General features: G+C 53.4%; 18 protein-coding genes. 8 read left to right on the forward strand and 10 right to left on the reverse strand.

What is annotated here, in order from left to right:
* Positions 1 to 38: 38 nt before the first annotated feature.
* Together VFG09_04645 and VFG09_04650 are read right to left on the reverse strand one after the other, a co-directional pair.
* Positions 39 to 320, reverse strand: a complete 282-nt coding sequence (locus tag VFG09_04645; protein ID HET6514426.1) for an acylphosphatase — start codon at positions 318 to 320, stop codon at positions 39 to 41.
* A 71-nt stretch (positions 321 to 391) separates the two neighbouring features.
* Positions 392 to 778 (reverse strand): co-chaperone GroES family protein, encoded by a 387-nt coding sequence (locus VFG09_04650; GenBank protein ID HET6514427.1) that lies wholly within the window; start codon positions 776 to 778, stop codon positions 392 to 394.
* 152 nt (positions 779 to 930) lie between these two features.
* Here VFG09_04650 and VFG09_04655 point away from each other — a divergent pair, with 152 nt between their 5' ends.
* The 4 genes from VFG09_04655 to VFG09_04670 all read left to right on the forward strand — a co-directional run bounded on the left by VFG09_04655 (position 931) and on the right by VFG09_04670 (position 10,038).
* Positions 931 to 1,992, forward strand: a complete 1,062-nt coding sequence (locus VFG09_04655) for a DUF362 domain-containing protein (protein ID HET6514428.1) — start codon at positions 931 to 933, stop codon at positions 1,990 to 1,992.
* A 457-nt stretch (positions 1,993 to 2,449) separates the two neighbouring features.
* Positions 2,450 to 6,877: a CheR family methyltransferase gene (locus tag VFG09_04660; GenBank protein ID HET6514429.1), complete on the forward strand. Its 4,428-nt coding sequence runs from the start codon at positions 2,450 to 2,452 to the stop codon at positions 6,875 to 6,877.
* 21 nt (positions 6,878 to 6,898) lie between these two features.
* Positions 6,899 to 9,604, forward strand: a complete 2,706-nt coding sequence (locus tag VFG09_04665; protein ID HET6514430.1) for a PocR ligand-binding domain-containing protein — start codon at positions 6,899 to 6,901, stop codon at positions 9,602 to 9,604.
* Complete coding sequence (locus VFG09_04670) at positions 9,592 to 10,038, forward strand: response regulator (GenBank protein ID HET6514431.1); 447 nt, start codon at positions 9,592 to 9,594, stop codon at positions 10,036 to 10,038. Before VFG09_04665 ends, VFG09_04670 begins: the two co-directional genes overlap by 13 nt.
* Here the strand turns inward: VFG09_04670 and VFG09_04675 are convergent.
* A complete protein-coding gene (locus VFG09_04675) occupies positions 10,035 to 12,080 on the reverse strand; it encodes a response regulator (GenBank protein HET6514432.1) in 2,046 nt (681 codons plus the stop codon). The two genes, VFG09_04670 and VFG09_04675, sit on opposite strands and share 4 nt — an antisense overlap.
* Positions 12,081 to 12,145: 65 nt before the next feature.
* On the reverse strand, positions 12,146 to 13,417 hold the full coding sequence (argJ, locus tag VFG09_04680) for a bifunctional glutamate N-acetyltransferase/amino-acid acetyltransferase ArgJ (GenBank protein ID HET6514433.1): 1,272 nt from the start codon (positions 13,415 to 13,417) through the stop codon (positions 12,146 to 12,148).
* A gap of 147 nt (positions 13,418 to 13,564) precedes the next feature.
* Here argJ and VFG09_04685 point away from each other — a divergent pair, with 147 nt between their 5' ends.
* Positions 13,565 to 14,479 carry a branched-chain amino acid transaminase gene (locus VFG09_04685; GenBank protein HET6514434.1) on the forward strand — a complete coding sequence of 305 codons (915 nt, stop codon included), beginning with the start codon at positions 13,565 to 13,567 and terminating at the stop codon, positions 14,477 to 14,479.
* 71 nt (positions 14,480 to 14,550) lie between these two features.
* On the opposite strand, the gene VFG09_04690 is transcribed toward VFG09_04685, so the two are convergent.
* From VFG09_04690 to VFG09_04710, 5 genes are all read right to left on the reverse strand, one after another.
* Positions 14,551 to 14,862, reverse strand: a complete 312-nt coding sequence (locus tag VFG09_04690) for a c(7)-type cytochrome triheme domain-containing protein (GenBank protein ID HET6514435.1) — start codon at positions 14,860 to 14,862, stop codon at positions 14,551 to 14,553.
* 322 nt (positions 14,863 to 15,184) lie between these two features.
* The gene (locus VFG09_04695; GenBank protein HET6514436.1) at positions 15,185 to 15,502 is read right to left on the reverse strand and encodes a cytochrome c3 family protein; all 318 of its coding nucleotides are present in this window, start codon (positions 15,500 to 15,502) and stop codon (positions 15,185 to 15,187) included.
* 314 nt (positions 15,503 to 15,816) lie between these two features.
* On the reverse strand, positions 15,817 to 17,925 hold the full coding sequence (locus VFG09_04700; GenBank protein HET6514437.1) for an ATP-binding protein: 2,109 nt from the start codon (positions 17,923 to 17,925) through the stop codon (positions 15,817 to 15,819).
* Positions 17,926 to 18,056: 131 nt separating this feature from the next.
* A complete protein-coding gene (locus VFG09_04705; protein HET6514438.1) occupies positions 18,057 to 18,902 on the reverse strand; it encodes an HDOD domain-containing protein in 846 nt (281 codons plus the stop codon).
* A gap of 112 nt (positions 18,903 to 19,014) precedes the next feature.
* A complete protein-coding gene (locus VFG09_04710) occupies positions 19,015 to 19,746 on the reverse strand; it encodes a creatininase family protein (GenBank protein HET6514439.1) in 732 nt (243 codons plus the stop codon).
* A 235-nt stretch (positions 19,747 to 19,981) separates the two neighbouring features.
* Between VFG09_04710 and folE the strand changes: the two genes are divergently transcribed.
* From folE to VFG09_04725, 3 genes are all read left to right on the forward strand, one after another.
* Positions 19,982 to 20,545, forward strand: coding sequence for a GTP cyclohydrolase I FolE (gene folE, locus VFG09_04715; GenBank protein HET6514440.1), 564 nt, complete (start codon positions 19,982 to 19,984; stop codon positions 20,543 to 20,545).
* An 81-nt stretch (positions 20,546 to 20,626) separates the two neighbouring features.
* A complete protein-coding gene (gene folD, locus VFG09_04720; GenBank protein ID HET6514441.1) occupies positions 20,627 to 21,538 on the forward strand; it encodes a bifunctional methylenetetrahydrofolate dehydrogenase/methenyltetrahydrofolate cyclohydrolase FolD in 912 nt (303 codons plus the stop codon).
* Between the two features lie 31 nt (positions 21,539 to 21,569).
* Entirely contained in the window at positions 21,570 to 22,487 is a 918-nt protein-coding gene (locus tag VFG09_04725; protein ID HET6514442.1) for a peptidylprolyl isomerase, read from the forward strand.
* Positions 22,488 to 22,550: 63 nt separating this feature from the next.
* Here VFG09_04725 and VFG09_04730 read toward each other — a convergent pair whose 3' ends face one another.
* Positions 22,551 to 23,186, reverse strand: a complete 636-nt coding sequence (locus VFG09_04730; protein ID HET6514443.1) for a helix-turn-helix domain-containing protein — start codon at positions 23,184 to 23,186, stop codon at positions 22,551 to 22,553.
* Positions 23,187 to 23,313: the final 127 nt, after the last annotated feature.

Consider the following 23,313-nt stretch of genomic DNA (forward strand, 5'->3'; position numbering starts at 1 on the left):
CGAAGTGAAAGTGTGTTCTTCCAACTGAATCTGCAGGTTCAGAAGTATCGTATCTGGAAGCCTTTCAAGTCGCCCTGATAGTCTTCCCATCTTACATGAACACCGTCGACCCTTGCGCCGGGAGGGCCTGCCTGGCAACGGGTCACGGCCTCTTCAATGAGCTTCTTGTCACCTTCGAAAACCGCCTCGACGCTGCCGTCATAGAGATTCTTCGCCCATCCCCTGAGTCCCAGCTGATTTGCCAGATCACGGGTAAAGGCACGGTAAGATACGCCCTGAACTCTTCCGGTAATATAGAGATGCGCCCGCGCCAGATTCATACGATGATTATATCAAACAGGATGCCCTGTGACTCCTGCGAGTGGGCCTGTCAGAACTCTCGCATGCCTCTTCAGGTCTCGGCGTAGCCTTCTGTGATCTCTGTCCTTACAAGGGTGAGGATTGCCGAATGAGGCACGATAAGGTATTTCTTACTTTCAAACTCGATCTCTATGGCAGCGTCTTTGAGGAAGATTGCATAATCCCCTTCCGCTGCCTGAAGGGGGACATATTTCAGCTCGGGTCTCTTCTTTGAGGACCACGGTTCTTCGATGACAACGTTGGGGTCGTGAACAGGATATCCCGGTCCGACCCTAACGACGTATCCGGCAGAAACCTTCTCTTTCTCCTTGACAGTCGGGGGGAGGTAGAGCCCTGCACCTGTCGTCTTCTCCATCCTCTCATCAGGGTCCAGGAGAACCCTGTCACCGACGATGATAAGATTTTTCTTTGCCTTCATGGAGATATTGTAAACTATTTGTTCCTCTTTTTGTCCTGCCAGAAGAGCTCTGGCAATGGCCCATTTTTTCGGTTATCATATCACAGAGGGATTTTATGGCAAAGGTCTATTTCTCATCGGCACGACCAGGAAAATGGCGGTATGAGGAGAGCATGCCGGGAAAACTTGAGAGGCTCCTGAAGGAGGCCGGCCTCTCGAACTACTTCAGCCCAAAGGAATGGGTCGCTGTAAAGACCCACTTCGGTTCTGAAGGCGCACACCGAATCATAAGGCCGGTGTTTCTTCGGAAAGTTGTTGAAGCGCTCAAGACACTGGGCGCCAAACCTTTTGTCACAGATACGGTGCGAATAAAGGGCCTTGATTACCTCGAAGTCGCAAACCAAAACGGCTTAAACCATCTCTCCGTCGGTGCTCCTGTGGTCATCGCGGACGGTCTCTACGGGAAAGATAATATCATGGTGAGGGCAGGTGATATCCTCGGTGATATAGCCGTTGCATCGCTCATACACGATGTTCCTGCCATGGTCGTCTGCAGTCATCTCAAGGGACACATAAACGCCGGGTATGGAGGGGCCATAAAGAATGTTGCCATGGGAGGAGTCAGCTCGGCCCACAGGGATTGCGGGTGGAAATGCGGCAGGGGCTCCATGCACACCATAGGCGAAGGCAGGCTCACCTGGGACAGTGAGAAATGCGAGCTCTGTTACCAGTGTGCCGAGATCTGCCCTCTCGATGCCATTGTCTTTGACGAGAAGGATGAACTTGTATGGGACGGTGATACCTGCTGGAGATGCGGGCGGTGCGAACGGGTCTGCCAGTCAGAGGCGATCGCCCTGCCGGGAGATGACGAACGTTTTATGCGGTCCCTTGCCGAGGCTGCCAAGGCTGTCTTGAGCACCTTTGAGCCACAGAAGGTTCTCTACGTAAACTTTCTCACCGAGATACAGCCTGAATGTGATTGCATGCCTGCAGCGGACGTCCCGGTGATTCAGGACAAGGGTATTATGATATCCGACGATATCGTCTCGATCGAGCAGGCAAGTATAGATTTGTTACGGAATGTGTCGCCTTTGCCTGACTCTGCAGTAGACCAGGAAGAGGGACTACCGGCAGATATACTCTACTCCCTGAGCAAGAAGCCCTATATGATTCAGGTGGAGGAGGCAGAAAAAATCGGTCTCGGGTCGAGGGCGTACGAATTGATCGAGCTGTAACCCTTTGGAATATCCTACTTTCCCATTCAGGCGTCCTGCGATCCACGTGAATATCACATGTCACAGATTTTTCGCTTCAAAAAAAAGAGCTGCTGTCCGCATGAACGGAACAGCAGCTTTGGGGAGGTAACGAGGCGATATATCTTTTAGTATACAGATATGGTTATTTTTGTCAAGAAGAAAATATTATGCAGCCTATTAATTATACTTTTAGATTGATCCGCCCCTTCCTCTCGGGAGACCTTTCTTGACCAAGGAGGCGAGTTAAAGAAGGATAAAAGAGCTCTCCGGCTATTTTAGGAGGGGTGGCAACAGGCCGGGGTGATAAATAAATTATCTCTTGGTTCTTTCGTTAACTGAGGACGGGAGCTCCGGCAAAAAAACTGTTGAGAATGGTATAATTAGAAACATTTATTGAAACCATATGGAGCCAAATTCAACATCGCAAGATAGTGATTTGAGCAGCCTTTTCCCGATTATAGCCATCGGTGCATCTGCAGGCGGTCTGAATGCCTTTCAGTGTTTTCTTGCAGCCCTCCCAAGAGAGTTCGCTTTTGCCGTTGTCTTCATGCAGCACCTGTCGCCAAAGCACGAGAACCATCTTCCCGACCTCGTCCGCAAAGGCAGGCCCGACCTTGATAGCCGGGAGATATCCAATGGTCTGGAGGTCCTTCCGGGAAAGATCTATCTTTGCCCGCCGGGAAAAGAGATAAAAATTTTGAAGGAATCCTTTCTTGTGTCCGATCCTCCAGAGGACCATGTCCATCTTCCCATCGATGAATTTTTCATTTCCCTCGCCGAGGTGATTGGAGAGCGCGCCGTCGCCGTGATCTTTTCCGGAGCCGGCACAGACGGGGCAAGGGGAGTAAAGGCCATAAGAAACGCAGGGGGGACGGTCTTTGTCCAGGACCCTGAGACCGCCGAGTTTCCCGAAATGCCGGCTGCTGTGATTAATGCCGGTCAGGCGGACGCAGCGCTCCCGCCGGACGAAATTGCGCGGGAGATACAGAAGCTCTACGGATCAGGCGTCGTCGCGGCCCCCGGGATCGTCATTGCGCCCGAGGAGTTCGACGCCCTATACAGGCTGATCCAGGATAAAACGGGACTCCGGTTTCATCACTACAAACAGAATGTCGTCAGCCGGAGGATCAGGAGACGGATGTATCTTCGCGCAGTCTCTTCGGTGCAGGACTATATCGCGATGGTCGACAAGAACGACCTTGAGGCGGCCCATCTCGTCTCAGACCTTATGATAGGGGTAACCTCCTTTTTCCGTGACCGCCTAGCCTGGAAGGCTCTCAGGATAGGCGTGATACGGAAGCTTGCTGCGGAGGATGAGGATCAACCGGTCCGCGTATGGTGCCCTGCCTGCGCAACAGGAGAAGAAGCGTATTCCATCGCTATGATGCTCAGGTACGAATTCGAACTCCTGGGCAGGAGACGCGAGATACAGATCTTTGCCACAGACGTAAACGACCGGGCCCTCGAGAAGGCCCGGGAAGGCAAATATCCCGCCACCATAGCAGCCGACCTCCCGCCTGACTGTATGAAGAGGTTCTTCACCTGTTCGAAAGACGGGCTCTCGGTGAGCATCGGCAAGGAGATACGGGAGTCAGTGGTCTTCGCCCGGCAGGACCTCCTCACCGACCCTCCCTTTTCGCGCCTCGACCTAATAATCTGTCGCAACTTCATGATCTATCTGGAACCCGAGGCCCAGGAGAAGTGCATCACTCTTTTCCATTATGCCCTGAAGGACGGGGGATATCTCTTCCTCGGCAACGCCGAGTCCGTCGGCAGGAGCAAGACGCTCTTCAGGACGCTCCCTCATAAGAAATGCCGGATCTACCAGAAGGTCGAGACAAAGGCGCCTTCGAGGTTGATGCTCTCAGTTCCCTTTGCCTCGGAACGAGTCGCTTCTGCGCCCGGCAGACGGACTGCCATCGAGCATCAGCAGTCGGCGAACGAATTCATTCAGGAGGCCCTTCTCGAAAAATATGCCCCGGCTGCCGTGGCTATTGATCAACACTACAATATCGTCTACCATAACGGACCTACGAACAGATACCTGATCCAGCCCCGGGGAACGCCCACGCAGAACATCCTTGAACTTTTCCCGGAGGGCCTCAGGAACAAGATAAGGGGAGCCATTTATAGGGTCACGCAGGAGACGAAACCGATCTCGATACGAGCGGTGCTCTCCTCGGACGATGGACTGAAGAGGCAGGTTATCCTTCGCATATCAAAGGCACGGGAAAACCTTTTCCTTGTTGTTTTTCGCGAGAAGGCGGGCATTCCCGAAGAGACAGAGGTCTTTTCTTTAGAGGCCGGTCAGGTCGATGAGACCGCGGTCCGTCAGATCGAAAGCGAGCTTTCTTCCACACGGGCCGAGCTTCAGAGCAACATCGAACAGCTCAAGGGCCTCAATGAGGAGCTTCAGTCTTCAAATGAGGAACTCCAGGCCGCCAACGAAGAGCTCGAAACCTCGCGCGAGGAACTCCAGTCCCTGAACGAAGAGCTTATCACCGTAAATTCGCAGCTCCAGTGCAAGATCGAGGAACAGGAAGAGACGAACAACGACCTGAACAACTTCCTCTTCAGCACAAACATTCCTACCGTCTTCCTTGATCAGCAGTTCAGGGTAAAACGTTTCACCCCTGCCATGTCCAGACTGTTGAAGCTCATTCCCTCCGATGTCGGACGTCCGATCATAGATATGTCACAGGAAAATCTCGGTCCCGACCTCATCGCCGATGCACAGGCTGTCCTCGACAATCTCGCGCCCGTAAAGAATGAATTCGCGGTCAACGGCAACTGGTATATCCGCGCTGCTCTGCCTTATCGTACTTCCGATAACCGCATCGAGGGCGTAGTCATAACATACACCGATGTATCTGATCTCAAGCGGGCTGAGGAGCGAACGAGACACCTTGCCTCCTTCCCGCAGCTCAATCCCAACCCGGTTATAGAGGTGGATTCCTCCGGCGGCATCACTTTCAGCAACGCGGCGACTCAGAGGGTCCTTGAAGACCTCTCACTGGACAGGGAAGACGCGAGCGTCTTTCTCCCCTATGATATGGACGGTATACTCGGTGTGCTGAAAAAGAATGAGGAGATTGCCCTGTACCGCGAGGTCGCGATCAAAGACAGGGTCTTCGGCGAAACCATTTATGTCGCTCCGCTGTTCTCTGCGGTTCGCATCTATACCTTCGACGTCACCGAGCGAAAGTGGACGGAGCGCGCCATGGAGGCGCGGCTTCGGATCGCAGAGGCTGCATATAAGGGCGCATTGTCTGCGGACGATGTCCTCCGTCTCACGCTCGACGAACTGGAACTCCAGACCGGCAGCAAGATCGGTTTCTACCATTTTCTGGAAGAGGACCAGGAAACCCTCTCCCTCCGGAACTGGTCAACGAACACCGTAGCGAAGATGTGTAATGCGGAAGGCTCGGGCAGTCATTACAACATATCTCAGGCAGGCGTGTGGGTGGACTGCGTGCGCGAGCGGAGGCCGGTCATCCATAATGACTATGCATCACTGTCACACAAAAAGGGGATGCCCACCGGCCACGCTCCTGTTATACGCGAGATGGTCGTTCCCATCTTCCGGGGAGGCCTTATCGTTGCGATCATAGGCGTCGGCAATAAGGAAACGGACTATACCGACGCGGACATCGAGATGGCAAAGCTCCTGGGCGATTTCTCCTGGGAGATCGTCGAACGCAAGCGTGCGGAAGAGGAGATTCTCCACGCCAAGGAGGAATGGGAACGGACCTTCGCAAGCGTACCGGATATGATCGCGATCATCGATAACAACCACAGGGTCGTCAGGGTGAATGAGTCCATGGCGAAGCGCCTGGGGTGCAGACCCGAAGACTGCGTCGGACTGAAGTGCTATGAGGCATTGCATGGTACTTCTGCTCCGCCTTCATTCTGTCCTCATACCCAAACCTTGAAGGACGGCGGCGAGCATGTCCAGGAGGTGCATGAAGAGCGTCTCGGAATGGATTTGCTGATAACCACTACCCCCCTGTTCGATGATCAAGGAAAGATGGTCGGCTCGGTCCATGTCGCGCATGACATCACCGAACGAAAGCGGGCCGAGCAGGAGCGCGAGGTTTCGCTGAAATTCCTCCATCTCATAAACATGAGCACCAGGACTCCCGACCTTATCGAATCGGCCGCGACCTTCTTTCAGGAACAATCGGGCTGCGAGGCTGTCGGCATCAGGTTGAAAGAAGGCGACGATTATCCCTATTGTGAGGCACGGGGCTTCCCGAAGGAGTTCGTGAAGATGGAAAGCTCTCTCTGCTCCTGCGATGAATCCGGCAATGTCGTTAGGGATGACTGGGGAAATCCCGTTCTTGCCTGCATGTGCGGAAATGTTATCTGCGGGAGGTTCGACCCGTCGAGGAAGTTCTTCAGCAAAGGCGGAAGTTTCTGGACCAACTCCACGACGGAGTTATTGGCGAGCACCACCGAGACAGACCGCCGGGCCCGCACACGCAACAGATGCAACGGTGAGGGTTACGAGTCCGTTGCCCTCATGCCTCTTCGCATGGGAGCGGAGCCGTTGGGACTCGTCCAGTTGAACGACAAGAGAAAAGGGATGTTCTCGCCGGAGGTCATTGCCCTTTGGGAGAGACTCTCCGGATATCTGTCGGTTGCTCTCGCAAAGACCCGTGCAGAAGAAGAGCTTCGTCGACGCGTCGAAGAACTGCGGCTGGCGAATGAAGAGTTGACGCGCTTCAATAGCGCCGCAGTAGGGCGTGAACTCCGCATGATCGAGCTGAAAAAAGAAATAAACGAACTGAGCGCCAGGGCCGATAAACCTCAGAGGTATCGGGTGGATTTCGAAGAGGAAGAGAGGGGGGAAGGTTCTCCTTAACCGAGGAGGGAAGCTCCGTAGATGATGGAAAAGATTGCTAACATAGAGAATCTGAAGGCATCGCGGCACGATCCGCTCTCCGTCCTGGCGCGCTACGGGGTGGCAGTGGTGGCGACGGGCCTGTCCGCGCTGATACGATGGATGGCGCCTTGGACGCTTGCTCCGACTCCCTATCTCCCCTTCTATCCGGCGGTGGTGGCGTCGGCGGCGCTGGGAGGCGTAGGGCCGGGGCTGGCATCCACCTTCGGCTCTCTCCTGCTCGTGAACTTCGTGTTCGGCCGGTTCAATGTCTACGACCACGCCGCAATTGCGCGGCAGGTCATCTGGGTGGCGGCCAATGTCAGCGTGAGTCTTTTGGCCGGGATGCAGCGCACGGCGCGGATGCGCGAACGCCATCAGACAGAGGAACTGCGCCATCTGAACATGGAGCTGGATGACTCCCGACGCTCGGCGATCAATCTGATGGATGATGCTATCAACGCACGCAGACAGGCCGAGGAAGCCGCCGCTGCGCTGAGCGAGAGCGAGCTGCGGCTTCGCACTTTGAGCGATCAGATTCCCGGCGGGGCTATCTATCAGCATATACAGAAGCCTGACGGACGGGTGCGGTACGCCTATATGAGCGCCGGTATCGAGAGCCTCTTCGGGATGCCGCCCAAAGAGATAATAGCCGATTCGACGCCATTTCTGAGCCTCATCGTCGAAGAAGACCGGCAGCGCGTCGCCGCTGCCGCTGAGCAGTCGGCCAGAGATCTGTCGCCATTCGATTGCGAGTTCCGGCAGCGCACGGTCACGGGGGAGGTCAAGTGGGTCCAGTGCCGCTCTATGCCACGCCGCATGGAGGACGGCTCGACCCTGTGGGACGGCGTTGTGATGGATATCACGGGGCGCAAGCAGGCCGAGGAGGCGCTGCGTGAGAGTGAGGTGCGCGTGCGCCGGAAGCTGGAGAGCGTACTCTCGCCCGGGGGAGACCTGGGCGTCCTCGAACTGGCCGACATCATCGACGCGCCTGCCCTCCAGAAGCTGATGGACGATTTCTTCGCTGTGGCCGGCTTCCCCATGAGCATTATCGACCTCAGAGGTCGGGTGCTGGTGGGGGTTGGGTGGCAGGAGATCTGCACCCGATTCCACCGCGTAGAGCCTGACACTTCCCGGCTTTGCCTGGAGAGCGATACCGAGCTTTCCGCGGGCCTGGCGCAGGGTGAATTTCGGCTGTACAAGTGCAAGAACAACCTGTGGGACATTGCTACGCCGATTATTGTAGGGGGCCGGCATATCGGCAACGTATTCTCTGGGCAGTTCTTCTTCGATGACGAGACCGTTGACCGCGAGATGTTCCGTGCCCAGGCCAGGGAATACGGCTTCAATGAGGAGGAATACCTGGCTGCCTTGGACCGCGTTCCCCGCCTGAGCCGCCAGACCGTCGATCACGGAATGGCATTCCTCCTCAAACTGTCCGATACGCTCTCCCAACTGGGATACAGCAACGTCAAGCTGGCCCGGCTGCTCACGGAGCGCGACCGTTTGACCGCTTCGCTGCGCGATTCCCGTCGTGCAGCCCTGAACATGATGGAGGACGCCCTTGCCGCCCGTCGACAGACCGAAGAGAAGGAGAAGGAGCTCAAGGAGAGCGAAGAGCGGCTGCGGCTCTTCATTCGACACGCGCCCGCGGCCCTCGCCATGTTCGACCGCGATATGCGCTACCTCAGTTTCAGCCGCCGCTGGCTGAGCGACTACGGCCTGGGCGAGCGCGATCTGCGAGGACTCTCCCATTACGAGATCTTCCCTGAGATTTCGGAACGCTGGAAGGAAATCCACCGCCGCGCGCTCGCGGGCGAGGTCGTGCAGAATGACGACGACTGCTTCAAGCGGGCAGACGGATCGGAGCAGCGGCTGCGGTGGGAAGTGCGGCCCTGGTTCGATGTGACTGGCAAGGTCGCCGGCATTGTGGTCTTCAGCGAAGACATCACCGAACGCAAGCGTGCCGAAGAGGCCTTGCAAAGGACAAACGAGAAGCTTGAAGAGGCGAACAGAGAGCTTGAGAGCTTCAGCTATTCGGTCTCCCATGACCTTCGCGCCCCACTGCGGCATATGGCTGGATTTGTCGAACTCCTTCAGAAGAGACTTCAGGAACACCCGGATAAGAGAATCCACCATTATATGGCTGTGATAGCCGGCGCCGCAAAAAAGATGGGGACGCTCATCGATGATCTCCTCGCCTTCTCTCGCATGGGGCGTACGGAGATGCAGATGAAAAGAATAAACCTTAATAACCTGACAAGGGGGGTTCTCCGTGAACTGCAGCACGAAGTGAAGGGACGGGACATTGAATGGAAGATCGATGACCTGCCCGAGGTGTCCGGCGATCGGTCATTGCTGAGACTCGCCCTTGTCAATCTCGTCTCCAACGCAGTTAAATACACCCGTACGCGTCCCCGGACCGAGATCAGCATAGGGTGCGAAGACAGGGGAGACGAATTCGTCTTTTTCGTCAAGGATAACGGTGTGGGGTTTGACATGGAATATGCCAATAAGCTCTTCGGGGTATTTCAGCGGCTCCACAGCCACGAAGAATTTGAAGGAACAGGCATCGGGCTTGCTAATGTCCGGCGCATCATTTTACGTCATGGTGGGAGGACGTGGGCCGAAGGCGCTGAGGGACAGGGCGCGACATTTTACTTTAGCCTTCCAAGAGAGAGAGGAGGTGCAGTAGCATGCAAGAATTGAAATGTATTTTACTCGTCGAAGATGATCCACACGATGCCGAACTCATAATGACCGGCTTTGCCGAAAACAATCTGGCGAACGAGGTCGTATCGGCCCGGGACGGGAAAGAAGCGATCGATTACCTCAGCTACAATGGCAAGTTCGCCCACAGGACAGGCGACAATCCCGCTGTTGTCCTCCTTGACCTCAAGCTTCCAAAGCTAAGCGGCTTTGAGGTACTCAAAAGGATCAGGTCAGACGAAAGACTCAAGCTCACGCCGGTGATAATCCTCACCTCATCCAAAGAAGACAAAGATATTCTTGAAGGGTACCGGCTTGGTGCAAATGGTTACGTCGTGAAGCCTGTCGATTTCCATGAATTTATCGACGTCGTCAAACAGATCAGGGGATTCTGGATGATTGTTAACGAACCGCCGCCACCGGTCGAGTGCTAATCTTTGCCAATCACCGCATGGAGAGCTTCCCATAGCTGCTGCATTCTGTATGGCTTTGGTATGGAGCCGGCAAACCCGTACTGACGGTAATTCAGCATTACCGGATCATCGGTATATCCGCTCGAGACAATGCCCTTAACGCGGGGATCTATTTCAAGGAGCTTCCTCATGGCATCCTCTCCGCCTCTGCCTCCGGCCACGGTCAAGTCGAGAATTACTGCATGGATGACGCGGCCGTCTTCTCTTGCGCCCCCGTATATCTTAACCGCCTCGTCGCCATCCTCTGCGAACCAGACTTCGCATCCGATGTAGTTCAGCATTGCGCCGGCAACAGCTCGCACCCTCTCCTCATCGTCCATGAGAAGAATCCTTGCCGACATGCCTCCCTTTGTGACCTCCCTGACGAAGCGTTTTTCTTCTGTCCTTTCTTCTTCAACCATCTGCTTTCGGGATGCAGGGAGATAGACATGAAAGGTGGTTCCGAACCCGAGCCTGGATTCGACCGTAATCAGGCCACCATGCCTTTTTATGATCGAATGGCAGATGGCAAGCCCCAATCCCCTTCCTTTCTCAGCACCCATTTCCTTGGTAGAAAAATAGGGATCGAAAATCCTCGTCAGGTCATCCTCGGTTATCCCCCTTCCGCTGTCTTCAAAAGATATCCTCACGTAGTTCCCTTCCTTCAGCGGAAGTTTCTCCCTCTCGCCTTCAGCAACAGCAACATCCTTCGCAGAAATGGTGAGAACTCCTCCTTCCGGCATGGCCTCCCGTGCATTGACAACGAGGTTGCTGATCACCTGATTCATCTGACCCTCGTCAACTTCAACAGCACTGATGTCCTCAGGAATGATAAATCGGGGAGAAATGTTGGAGCCGCGCATCGAAAAGATAACCGAGTCCTTCAGCAATCTGGACATTGAGACGGTCTTCTTAACAGGGAATCCGCCTTTCGAGAAGGTGAGCAGTCGGTTGCTTAATTCTTCGGCGCTTTCGCACGCCCTTTCGGCCGCTTCGAGACTCTCGAATGTTGCGTCCTCGGGCTCAAACGCCATCTTTGCAAGAGAGATATTCCCCACGATCACCTGCAATAAATTATTGAAGTCATGGGCAATACCACCGGCGAGGATCCCCATCGATTCCAGTCTCTGGACTTTCTGCCGTTCTTCTTCCAGCTTCTGCCGCTCCGTGACATCGTGCAAAACCCCGACGATCCGGATCGCCTGACCTGCCATATTTCGATAAACCACTCCTCTTTCTTCGACAAAACCTTCGCTCCCATTGTGACGGACAATACGATGTTCAACAGCAAAGGGTGTCTTCATGTCCAGAGAGCCTTTGATTACTGTCTCGACCCTCTCACGGTCCTCGGGATGGATCCTCTCAAGAAATCTTTCATGTGTCGGCAGAAACGCCTGGGGACGGAAACCGAAAATCCGGTATGTTTCATCAGACCAAATGACCCAATTCCCCACGATGTCCCAATCCCATGTGCCGACGTGTGCTATCTGTTGCGAAATAAGGAGACGCTCTTCGCTCTCCTCCAGCGCCTTATTTACCCTCTGGAGTTCTGCCGTGCGTTCCGTTACCCTTCTTTCGAGTTCTTCGTGGGACCGCTTCAGCGCCTCCTCAGCTTTCTTGCGGTTGGCCCTGTCCTCTGCCTCTTTCAGTGCCCTCTTAACGGCAACGGGGAGCTTCGCCAGTCTGTCTTTCAGAATATAATCTGTTGCACCTCTCTTGAGCGTCTCGATGGCGAACTCTTCTCCGATTTGACCGGAGACAAAGATAAACGGGGTCTCAGGACACTCTTCCCGTGCGATATCGAGCGCAGAAAGACCATCGAAAGACGGCAACGCATAGTCTGAAAGAATAAGGTCAAACCGGTATGTCTTGAGTGCTGCGACGAAATCTTCTCTCTTTTCGACGCGGGTCATGGAGCATTCAACGCAATCCTGGGCAAGGTGTGCCCTGATGAGTTCAAAATCGGCCTCATCATCCTCGAGGTTGAGGACTTGCAGCCCTTTCCTTAGTAACGTCTCGACCATCTCCCGCCTCCTCGCCCGATGCAGCATAGGGCATTTTCACTGTCTTCCAAGACTATCATGCCCGATCAAGACCGGTACCCGGCGTTTATCCTCACATACTCTTCGGTAAGGTCACAGGTGAGCACCTTTGCAAAAGCAGTTCCGAGGTGCAGGTCAACGGTAAGAGACACCTCTTTGGATCTCAGCGCAGCTCCGGCTTCCCGGTCACTCCCGGTTGAGAGGCCCTTATTGGTTATCTTAACCCTGCCGACGTAAATGTCGGTCCTTTCCTCTCTCATCGTGATACCCGAATATCCGAGGGCAGCGATTATCCTGCCCCAGTTTGCGTCATTGCCATACAGTGCCGTCTTCACAAGGAGAGAATTCGCTATGGCATAGGCGCCCTTTTCAGCGTCTGCCTTTGTCACGGCATTCTTTACGGTGATCTCCACGAGTTTTGTCGCACCTTCACCGTCTTTCACGATCAGTCTGCTTAACGCCCCGGCAACATCTGAAAGGCCCTTCGAAAACAGACTGAAGGAACGGGACCTCTCATCTACGAGATCATTTTCTGCAAGTCCGTTAGCCATCATGAGGATCGTGTCGTTCGTCGACATATCACCGTCAACGGTTACCCTGTTGAACGACCCCTGCACAGCATCCCTGAAAGCCCTGTCGAGAGCCCGACCCGAAATGTTGATATCAGTAATGAGAAAGGAGAGCATGGTAGCCATATTCGGGCATATCATCCCTGCCCCCTTGCAGACGCCGGCGATCGTGCCCTTCCTCTTTCCTATCTTCATGACCCTGGAGACAACCTTTGGGAAGGAGTCTGTCGTCATTATGGCGGCAGCCACATCATCAAGCGTCGACGCTCCAAGGGATTTCGCAAGTCCGTCAATCTTTGAAGCAATCCTCTTCATGGGCAGGGGCTGCCCTATGACACCGGTAGAGCAGACATAAACGCTCTTCTCCTTCAGCCTTAATGCAGCAGCCACCAGCTTCGTCATGGCAAGGGCATCTTCCTCTCCCTGCCTACCGGTGCACGCGTTCGCATTTCCGCTGTTGACGATAATCGCCTGTCCCTTTCCAGACGCAATCCTCTTCATGTCGAGTCGGACAGGGGCCGCTTTCACCTTGTTTGTGGTGAACATGCCGGACATCAGGGCCTCTTTCTCGGAATAGATGAGGGCGAGGTCTCTTCTCCCCGGCTTCTTGATCGCTGCTCCTGCAGTCGAAAAAAGGAACCCCTTCGGAGTCGCCAGGTCTCGTGAACCCATGTTCGGTTCGTCTCTTCCCAAAGCATCTATACCATACCATACTCTCACCAGCCCTGCAATGGTTTCTCTGAAATCCATAAACGAGGAAGTCGCTTTTCTTCAAGTTGCACAGAACTATGACGTACCGTCAATCAACCAGAGACGCGCTTCGTAAGGCATGAGAACAGCGGATCAACAACTATTTCTGTTGACAGGGGAACGGATATATTGCTATAACTAAGGAGCATGATTCATAAAACGTCCAAAATATGGATGGACGGGGAGTTTGTCGACTGGGACAAGGCGCAGGTCCATGTCCTCACCCACTCGCTCCATTACGGCCTCGGTGTTTTTGAAGGCATCAGGTGTTATGAGACCGGGAAAGGTCCTGCCATATTCAGGCTGAAAGAGCACGTAGAGAGACTTTTCAGCTCCGCTCATATCTTCCTCCTCGAGATCCCTTTTTCGAGGCAAGAGATAGAACAGGCGATAATCGACACGATCAGGGTAAATGGCGTGAAGGAATGCTATATCAGGCCCCTCGTATATATCGGTGACGGCGCTATGGGACTCTATCCGAGAGGGAATCCCACAAGGGTTTCAATTGCGGCGTGGCCCTGGGGAACCTATCTCGGAGAGGACGGGATCACAAAGGGGATAAGGATTAAAGTTTCGTCCTTCATAAGAAGCCACGTAAACTCAAACATGGCAAGGGGAAAAGTCTCGGGATATTATGTGAATTCCCAACTCGCAAGAAAGGAGGCCATCTCATGCGGCTACGACGAGGCCCTTCTCCTTGACACAGAGGGATACGTCTCCGAGGGAAGCGGAGAGAACATCTTTCTCGTAAGGAACGGCAAGCTCAAGACCACGCCCCTCACCTCGATACTCGAGGGCATCACGAGGGACAGCATCATGGAAATGGCCGTGAATGAAGGGATTCAGGTTTCGGAAGAGCGGTTTACGAGAGACGAGATCTACATCGCTGAAGAGGCGTTCTTTACCGGCACGGCTGCCGAGGTTACTCCAATACGAGAAGTTGACGGAAGGATCGTAGGAGACGGGAAGCCCGGTCCGGTGACGAAGAGATTGCAGTCGATCTTCTTCGATACGGTCAAAGGAAAGAATAGGAACTATGAATCATGGCTGACATACATCTAGGCGCTTCTTGCTCATGCGTTTATGACAAAAAAGGCCCGTCTTCTCCGGGCCTTTTTTGTCATGCTCTTCGCCTATTTCTTGTGACACTTGCCGCAAGACGCCTTGTCTGACTGAGCAAATGCAGTCTTACCATTGTGGCAAGCTCCGCATCCTTTGTCGCTCTCATGGTCCTTCTTCGTCATCTTGAACGCGCCCTTCTTCATCTGGAACAACTTCGGATGGCAGTCGTTGCATTTCGACTTTTCATGCACCTTTCCATCAAAGACAACCTTGCCCTCGCCTCCTCCTGCGTACTCGACGCTCTTTCCCGGCGCCACCGCAAAAGCGCTGCCGACGAAGACCACAGAGATGGCGATTGTTAACAGAACCGTGAATGTCCTCATGCTCTCTTCACCTCCTTTCCTAAAAAATTTTACGTCCGGCAACACCACCAAAAAAGAAAAAGACAGATGATCCCTCTTTATGTCCTTATGAGGCAATCTGTTAATCATAATTATACACCTTATCATGAATTCCCGGTTTTGCATAGGGGGCAGCCATTATGAAACACTTGCAGCGGGCGAGATGTCAGCCAGGGCCCCTCTGCGATAAGGACGGACAATCACCCTCCTTACAATGACGATCAGACTTCAGAAGAGACTGAAACCACCTTCGCAAAAAAAGGCCCGAAAAAATCGGGCCGCGTTTATTTCCCGCTGCTTGTCCTTATTTCTTATGGCACTTTCCGCAGTTTGCAGCGTCCTTCGTTGCGAATGCCTTTGTACCGTTATGGCACTCTCCGCAGAGCTTGCCCGCGTTCAACTCTGCCATCGTGATCTTTGCTGTGCCTTTCTTCATCTGAAATATTTTCGTGTGGCAATCGTTGCATTTCAGACCCTTGTCAGCATGAACCTTGCCGTCAAAGGTTACCTTTCCCATGCCCTTTCCTTCCCACTCCACGGTCTTCCCAGGGTTCACAGCCATGGCGCTGCCGACGAACATAATAGCCACCGCGATTGTCAACAGGATCGTAAGTATTTTCATTCTCTCTTCACCCCCTTTCGGTGCGGTTTTGGTCTCCTTAATAGTATCTTAAGAAGCAAGAAGTATACCATCCTGCAACTGATCAGAACCTATCAGGTTCTCTCTGTTCTTTGTTCGTAGATTCTCGCGTACCGACCATTTTCGGGAACCTTTTTCCCTTTTGGGGAATGAAGGACGATGAAAATGTAATCCATTTCCCCTCTGCAATCAAGCCGCCGTTGGGCAGGGTTAGGACATAGAGTCCATGAAACAGATAAAGGAGCAGGTATCAGATGTGGTAGGCAAGACTGACCGAAAGGAAGTGCGTTTCCTGGTCAAAGGGAAAGGACCCTGCGGAGAGTCTCATGAAGTTCCGTCATTCTGAAGGGCTTCTTCACAGCGCCAAGGAACCCGTATTTCTCGTAATTCGCCATGATCGGTTCATCGGAATATCCGCTTGCAACAATCGCCTTGACACCCGGGTCGAATTCGATCAGCCTCTCAACAGCATCCCTTCCACCCATGCCGCCCGGGATGGTCAAGTCCATGAGAACCGTGTCAAAGGGCTGTCCCGATTCCTTAGCCTGCTTATAAAGCTCTATGGCTTCTCCTCCGTCCTTCGCAAAATCAACATCGCATCCGAAATGTCTCGCCATCTCACCGGCGACATTCCTGACGTTCTCTTCGTCATCCATGATGAGGATCTTCCCATGGAGCGTTGTGATCTGCTCTTCCTTCATCCTCTTCGCCGATCTCCTCTCTTTAGAAGCAGGCAGATAGACATGGAACGTGGTCCCCACCCCTATCGTGGATTCAACGGCGATATGACCGTTATGCTTCCTGACAATAGAGTAACTCGTGGCCAGGCCGAGACCGCTCCCTTTCTGCTTGGTGGTGAAATAGGGGTCAAAGATCTCCTGAACATTTTTTTCCGGTATGCCGATGCCCTCGTCGTGAATTGAGATCCTTATGTATTCCCCGTTCTCAATCGGCAGATAATGGCGGTCGGTGATACTCAGGCGTTCGCAAGTCACCGTGACCGTCCCGCCCCCTGGCATCGCCTGCTGGGCGTTCAAAACAATGTTCTGGACCACTTGACTGATCTGTCCCTCGTCTACGGCTGCCAGCAATGGTTCGGCAGGAAGATGAAACTCGCACCTCACATTGGACCCCCGTAAGGCAAAAGTGGCAATCTCCTTCACGAGTTCTCCAAGGGACTTCACTCTCATGACAGGCTCACCCCCCTTCGAAAACGTGAGCAACTGCTGGGCCAGGTCGCGCGCCCTGAGAGAAGCCCTTTCTGCCTCGACCAGTCTTTCATTGAACTTTTCTTCGGATTTGGCATAGGCCTTTGCGAGAGTGATATTTCCGAGAATAGCCGTCAGAATGTTATTGAAATCATGGGCTATCCCGGCCGCAAGGACTCCCACGGATTCGAGTTTCTGCTCCCGTATCAGTTCCCCTTCGAGCTTCCCGCTCTCCGTTAGGTCACGAAAGACGAGCACAACTCCAATCATCTTACCAAGACGGTCGAGCACGGGATTGCCTCTCATGGCGACAAGCCTTTCCATTCCGTCCCTGGCAACAAGGACGGTATTCCTCGTGAGACTGACCATATCTCCTGTCCTGAGCACCTCTGTCACAGGATTTTCACGTGCCCGGCGGCTCTCTTTGTCGACGATACGGAAGACATCCGTAAGACTCCTGCCCACGATCTCCTCTTTCCACCCAGTCAGTTCTTCAGCAGCCTTATTGACCATGATGATCTTCTCCTCGGTATCGGTCGTAATGAGGCCGTCGCCGATAGAACAGAGGGTCAGGGCAAGACGTTCCTTTTCCGTGACCAGGGTTCTCAGGACTTCATTCCACGTCGCTATCTTACTGTGGAGTCTCGTCAGCGTAATCATCTGTCCGACATAGTTCGAAAGAACGACCATGAGCCCTATCATATTCTCCTCGAAGGCCTCGAGCAGGGGATGGCTGAAATTCATGACGCCGATGACTCCCTCATCATTCTTCAGGGGAATCGAAAGGAGCGACGTAATCGGCACCCGGACATCGAAAGGACTAAAACGCGCGTCACGGCACACATCAGGTACGAAGATGTACTTTCCGGTCTCCGCTGCAGAGCCGGCTATCCCTTCTCCGACACGTATTCGTGTCGTCTTTTCAGTCATCCTTACGTCAGAAAAGACGTCTCCTTTGCCTTTCCCTGCTACGAGGCTGAGGTGCTCGCCGTCCTCGTCCCTCAGCATGATCGAACAATTTTCAAACTGAAGTTCCTGTGAAAAGATCTCGAGTATCCTCTTGCAAAGAACATCGATTTGGGTTATCTCGTCCCCAAGCCTGCCGACTCTGATCAATGCAGAAAGGGCCCTTATCGACAGTTCATAAAACCTTTCCATACCCTGGAGCGCCTGGTAGTACACGCGTGAGTATTTCATATGTCTTCCAAACTCATTCTGAATTCGCGCCGCTAGGATGAGCTCTTCCTCAGAAAGGCCGTTGAAGGGGGCCGGCGCGTACCCTTCCTCAGTGAAGCTTCTCTGCAACCATTCCATGAAGACCGTGTCGATCATAGATCAAAGAGACCGCGGGAGAAGATGTTCCTGTCGATCCCCCTTTCGATATCAGCCAGATCCTTCTTTCCTATGCCGAGGAGTGTGAGAGATGAAGGTTCCAAAGGATAAGATGGTCCCTTCTCCGTAACATTGAAGGGACTCCTGCTCGTAATCCAGTCTGCCACGTGGACGAGTGCCGTGAGTTTCCGTGCTTCATCATGGGCAAGGGCCGGAGCATGGTGATAGCGTATCGCCGCCGATACCGCTCCCGGCAGATTCCACTGGTAGGCAAGCCATGCGCCTACGTCTGCATGGGAGCAGGCCAGGACCTTCTTCTCTGCTTCAATGAGCGAGGTCTCGCCGGCAAACTCATCCATTACCCTTCGGTAGTGGTCGGGGAAAAAATTATTCATGACGAGAAACCCGAGATCGTGGAGCATGCCGTAGACAAAGACCTCGTCCCGGTTGCCGAACTTGAGATCATCGGACAGAAGCTTTGAGACCATAGCCACAGCAACGGAATGTCTGAAGATCCGCCTGCCATCGAGCGGCTGCTCATGCCGCTCCCTGTCGAGGACCGTCATGAGCGCTACTCCAAGGGCAATATTCCTGACATTGTTAAACCCTATCCTCATGATTGCGCCGGAGACGGAGGTGTTCGGGGTTTCAAGCCCAAAGAACGCCGAGTTCGATACGCTCAGGATCTTCGCCGACATCGCCGGGTCATTCTCTATGACCTCTTCCAGCCTTCTGACGGACACCATATCATCACTCATACGGTCCAGCATTTCCCGTGCGATATGGGGAAGGGTAGGAAGCTTCGGGATCTTCTGTACGAGGAGTCTCAAGGGCTCAGTCACCGCATGTCACCTCACGCTCATCGGCTCACCATACCACCATAAGATACCATAATATCCTGACTTAAGTGTATCGGCATACCGTTTCGAAATCAAGAGGATTCTAAACGAAAGACTAATAATCTACCCCCCTGCGCGTTTCGATCCTGTCAAGAATTTCGGCGACTGCCTCTGCCATTACCTTCACGGCCTTTTCCCCCTTTTTCACTGTGGCCTTTCCGGGATCTCCCCATACGCCGCCAGGCCAGTACCTCACCTTGTTCTTTACAATAAAGGGCTTGGGAATCTTTGGATATTCCTTAGGCGCCCTGCCCTTGACGAGCCCCTGCGAAAAGTAAAGGACTATCGACGTCTCAAGTTCTCCTGCGTGAGAATCGTCAGGCGTCTCGGCGATCTTCGATAACTCCTTCCACAAAAGCTCGTAGGGAGTAAAGGCCGCTATCCTTATGCCCTCAAATTCATCGACGAGAATCTCTGCGGTCTCTTTCAATGCGGCCATATGAAGACTTCCACCGTGGCCCGATATGAGGAGGAAATTTCTCAAACCCTTCTCGTAGGCCTCACTCACAAGATCAAGGGAGAGTTTCCTGAGAGTCTCCGGCGCAATGCTGAGGGTGCCTGGATGGTCCTTTGTGGAGGTACATACGCCATAGGGGATCACGGGGGCGAGAAAAAACGTTCTCTTTTTCGCCACGACATTCAGGACTTCCCTGATGATAAGAGAGTCGGTGTTCAGGGGCAGATGGGTTCCGTGTTCTTCAATCGTTCCAAAGGGGAAAACGATCGTCTTAGTCCTTCTCAGTCCTTTCTGAAACTCCTTCATCGTAATGTTTTCGAGTATGATCATGCTGTCCCTCCGAGAAAGTATTCGTGTCTCCACAATCTCCTGATGTGGTCATGCCAGACGGCCTTCCCTGCTATGACACCATTATCAGGAAGAAGGCGGACCATGTCAAGGCGTTCTCCGTGCGTCATTTCTTGAATGAGACGAGGCAGACGCCGGCCTCGCTAAGCACTCAGCTCATTGCTAAAGCGGATTCAAAATGTTAGAATAGGCAGCTCTTGCAGATCTCTTGGCGGGCATGGACAAAAAGAAGATAGAGGAAGGCGTCAGGCTTATTATCGAAGGCATCGGTGAAGACCCCGGGAGGCCCGGCCTCAGGCGTACACCGGAAAGGGTCTTCACGATGTTTACGGAGATCTTCTCGGGTCTTGGCGAATCACCGCAGGACCTCCTTACTCCCATGGAAGGAGAAAAGCACGATGAGATGGTGCTTCTCAAGGACATCCCCTTTTATTCAATGTGCGAACACCATCTCCTCCCCTTTTCCGGAAGCGCTCACATCGCCTATATCCCTGAGGGCGGCAGGATCGTCGGCATCAGCGCCCTTGCGAGGGCTCTGGAGGTATTTGCGAAGAGGCCTCAGGTACAGGAACGGTTGACGACCCAGCTCGCAGATCTCATCATGAAGAGGCTCCAGCCCAAGGGGTGCATGGTTATTCTCAACGCTGAGCATCTCTGCATGAGCATGCGGGGGATCAAGAAACCCGGTTCGACAGTTGTCACCTCTGCTGTCAGGGGCATTTTCAGGACAAAACAGAGCACACGGGAAGAGATGCTCGAACTCTTAAACAGAAGGGACTAGCTATCAGGGGTCATGGACCTTTTTTTGAGGCACCGCCCAGGTCATCATATCGAATATTACCGAGAGACGAGGAGGAAGAAGATGGCAGCAAAGATCATCAGCGGCACAGAGATCGCCGCACAGATACGGGAAGAGCTCAAGAAGGAAGTCGTGGATCTGAAGGAAAAACATGGGGTAGTGCCCGGACTGGTCACGATCCTCGTCGGCAAGAATCCGGCATCTGTCAGCTATGTCACGGCCAAACAGAAGACCGCCCACGACCTTGGTTTCAATTCTTTCCAGGACGACCAGCCGGAGACCATATCAGAGGCTGACCTGCTCAAGCTCGTCGACAAATACAACAAGGATCCAAAGATACACGGCATCCTTGTTCAGCTACCCCTACCGAAGCATATCGATGAAAAGAAGGTCCTCAACGCCATAGACCCTGACAAGGACGTAGACTGCTTTCACCCGGTCAATGTCGGGCGGTTGATGATCGGCGGCGACGAGGCGAGGTTCCTTCCCTGCACACCCGCGGGCATCCAGGAACTCATTGTCCGCTCAGGGTTCGAGACTTCCGGAGCCGAGGTCGTCGTCGTGGGCCGCTCCAACATCGTCGGCAAACCCATTGCGAACATTATGCTCCAGAAAGGCAGGGGGGCCAACGCCACGGTCACCATCGTCCATACCGGTACGAAGAACCTCGAGGCTCACTGCAAGCGCGCAGACATCCTCATCGTTGCTGCAGGAGTTCCGCATCTCGTGAAGCCTGAATGGATCAAGCCTGGTGCCTGCGTCATAGACGTCGGCGTCAACCGTGTTGGTGAGAAGATGAGCGAGAAGACCGGCAAGATGGTTCCGATCCTCAAGGGCGACGTTGACTTTGACGCAGCCAAGGAGATCGCCGGCGCCATCACTCCTGTGCCGGGCGGTGTCGGACCGATGACCATCACCATGCTCATGAAGAATACCGTCAGTGCCGCGAGACAGGCGGCAGGCGTTAAGGGATGAACGTAGCGTGAATAACAGGAACGGAGGAGAAATGAAAAAGATCTTGTGTCTCATCATGGTGATGTCCATGGCCCTTTTCTTTGCATGCGCGAAGAAGGGTGAACAGAAGATATCAGGTACAGGGGGAGCGTACGTAGCAAAGGTAGGCTCGGCCACGATAACAGAGGAAGATGTGAAAAAAGAGCTGAAGGCCCTTCCGGAACAGATCCAGAAGATGTTCGAGGGACCCGAGGGTATGCAGAGATTCGTGGATGAGCTCGTAAAAAAGGAGGTCCTCTATCAGGAAGCAAAGAAGAAGGGTCTCGAAAACAGCGCCGAATACAAGAAGAAGCTTGAAGACTTCAAGAAACTCACCCTCATCAGTCTGCTCCTCCAACAGGAGATCGAGGAAAAGGCCAAACCGAGCGAAAAAGAGGTCAAGGATTATTACGAGGCCCACAAGGCAGAACTCACCTCCAACAGCCAGATAAGGGCAAGCCATATCCTCGTAAAATCAGAGGATGAGGCTAAGAAGATCCTTGAACAGATCAAAAAGGGCGCAGATTTTGCGAAGCTCGCAAGAGAGAAGTCCATAGACACCGGTTCAGCGCAGAACGGTGGGGACCTCGGGTTCTTCTCGAAAGGTCAAATGGTGCCTGAATTCGAAAAGGCAGCCATATCACTCAAGAAGGGTGAAGTCAGCGGACCGGTCAAGACCCAGTACGGCTACCACATCATAAAGGTGACTGACAAGAAGGAAGGGAAGATCCTTGAATTCGACAAGATAAAGGAAGCACTGACCCAGAAGGTGACTGCAGAAAAACAGAAAGAGCTCTTCGACTCTTACATGAACAATCTGAAGAATTCATACAAGCCCGAGATCAATCAAGAGGCCCTCGCGAAGATCGCACCTGCTGTGAAGCCGGGGAGTGAAGAGGGCAAAGAGAAGGAAGCGAAGGAAAAGAAATAACCTTAGTGTTCGGCGACCGGGTAGGTAAGCCGGGATTGTCTGCAGACGAAGGGGAAACCGCTTCTATGTCTCTTTTGGTATCAGGTAGAGGCAATGGAGGGCGCCATCGGCAAGGGTCTGTTGCTGCTGAATCGGAACGCCCTCCCCGACGAGTGCCTGCAAGAGCCTGAAATCACAGGCACAGGCTTCTCTGAAACGTGATGCCACCTTTGGCAGCGGACAGTTGAATTGTTTCAGCTTAAAGTCCTTGTCGTCCTCCTCCAGTTCGACGATCCCTCCCTCACTGCTAAGCATCTCCGCAAGGGCGGAAACCCGTTGGGAAAGAACGGATTTCTCGGAAAAAGTCTTTATCTTCTCGCTGACGATCCTCTCCGTTCTCCTCCTGAAAAGCTCATCAACCTTCTCCCTTCCCTCATACTTTTCGATATCTTTCAGGATGTCGAGGGAGAAATCCGCATAACCATTCGGGAAGAGACCACCAGCCTTTTCAGTCAGTCGATAAAGGTAACCGGGACGTCCGACTCCCCGTCTCTTCGTGATATATTCGACGATGCCGTTCCTCTCAAGGACAAGGAGGTGCTGCCGGACGCCCATTGGAGTGATACGTACCACCTTGCTGAGTTCCTCTACAGAAAGGCTGCCCCGCTTCTTGAGAGCAAGGGTGATAGCCTTTCTCGTCGGATTATCAATAAGTTCCATGAACATGCATTCAAAGTACCACATTTTTGAATATTTGTAAAGCCTAATATCAAAGAATCCGGAACGATTCGGTTCTTGGGGCATGAGTTTCTGGAGAACGCGTCAGTTCGAGAGAAAGATTCCTGAA

This window comes from Thermodesulfovibrionales bacterium, from assembly GCA_035686305.1.
GTDB lineage: Bacteria > Nitrospirota > Thermodesulfovibrionia > Thermodesulfovibrionales > UBA9159 > DASRZP01.

Excerpts from the sequence above, each read along its gene's own strand:
- VFG09_04675 (HET6514432.1), bottom strand. The coding sequence starts at position 12,080 with ATGGTCGAGACGTTACTAAGGAAAGGGCTGCAAGTCCTCAACCTCGAG.
- VFG09_04700 (HET6514437.1), bottom strand. The coding sequence starts at position 17,925 with ATGAAATACTCACGCGTGTACTACCAGGCGCTCCAGGGTATGGAAAGG.
- argJ (HET6514433.1), bottom strand. The coding sequence starts at position 13,417 with ATGGATTTCAGAGAAACCATTGCAGGGCTGGTGAGAGTATGGTATGGT.
- VFG09_04655 (HET6514428.1), top strand. The coding sequence starts at position 931 with ATGCCGGGAAAACTTGAGAGGCTCCTGAAGGAGGCCGGCCTCTCGAAC.
- VFG09_04695 (HET6514436.1), bottom strand. The coding sequence starts at position 15,502 with ATGAAAATACTTACGATCCTGTTGACAATCGCGGTGGCTATTATGTTC.
- VFG09_04725 (HET6514442.1), top strand. The coding sequence starts at position 21,570 with ATGAAAAAGATCTTGTGTCTCATCATGGTGATGTCCATGGCCCTTTTC.
- VFG09_04690 (HET6514435.1), bottom strand. The coding sequence starts at position 14,862 with ATGAGGACATTCACGGTTCTGTTAACAATCGCCATCTCTGTGGTCTTC.
- VFG09_04650 (HET6514427.1), bottom strand. The coding sequence starts at position 778 with ATGAAGGCAAAGAAAAATCTTATCATCGTCGGTGACAGGGTTCTCCTG.
- VFG09_04665 (HET6514430.1), top strand. The coding sequence starts at position 6,899 with ATGATGGAAAAGATTGCTAACATAGAGAATCTGAAGGCATCGCGGCAC.
- VFG09_04645 (HET6514426.1), bottom strand. The coding sequence starts at position 320 with ATGAATCTGGCGCGGGCGCATCTCTATATTACCGGAAGAGTTCAGGGC.
- folD (HET6514441.1), top strand. The coding sequence starts at position 20,627 with ATGGCAGCAAAGATCATCAGCGGCACAGAGATCGCCGCACAGATACGG.
- VFG09_04730 (HET6514443.1), bottom strand. The coding sequence starts at position 23,186 with ATGGAACTTATTGATAATCCGACGAGAAAGGCTATCACCCTTGCTCTC.
- VFG09_04685 (HET6514434.1), top strand. The coding sequence starts at position 13,565 with ATGATTCATAAAACGTCCAAAATATGGATGGACGGGGAGTTTGTCGAC.
- folE (HET6514440.1), top strand. The coding sequence starts at position 19,982 with ATGGACAAAAAGAAGATAGAGGAAGGCGTCAGGCTTATTATCGAAGGC.
- VFG09_04710 (HET6514439.1), bottom strand. The coding sequence starts at position 19,746 with ATGATCATACTCGAAAACATTACGATGAAGGAGTTTCAGAAAGGACTG.
- VFG09_04670 (HET6514431.1), top strand. The coding sequence starts at position 9,592 with ATGCAAGAATTGAAATGTATTTTACTCGTCGAAGATGATCCACACGAT.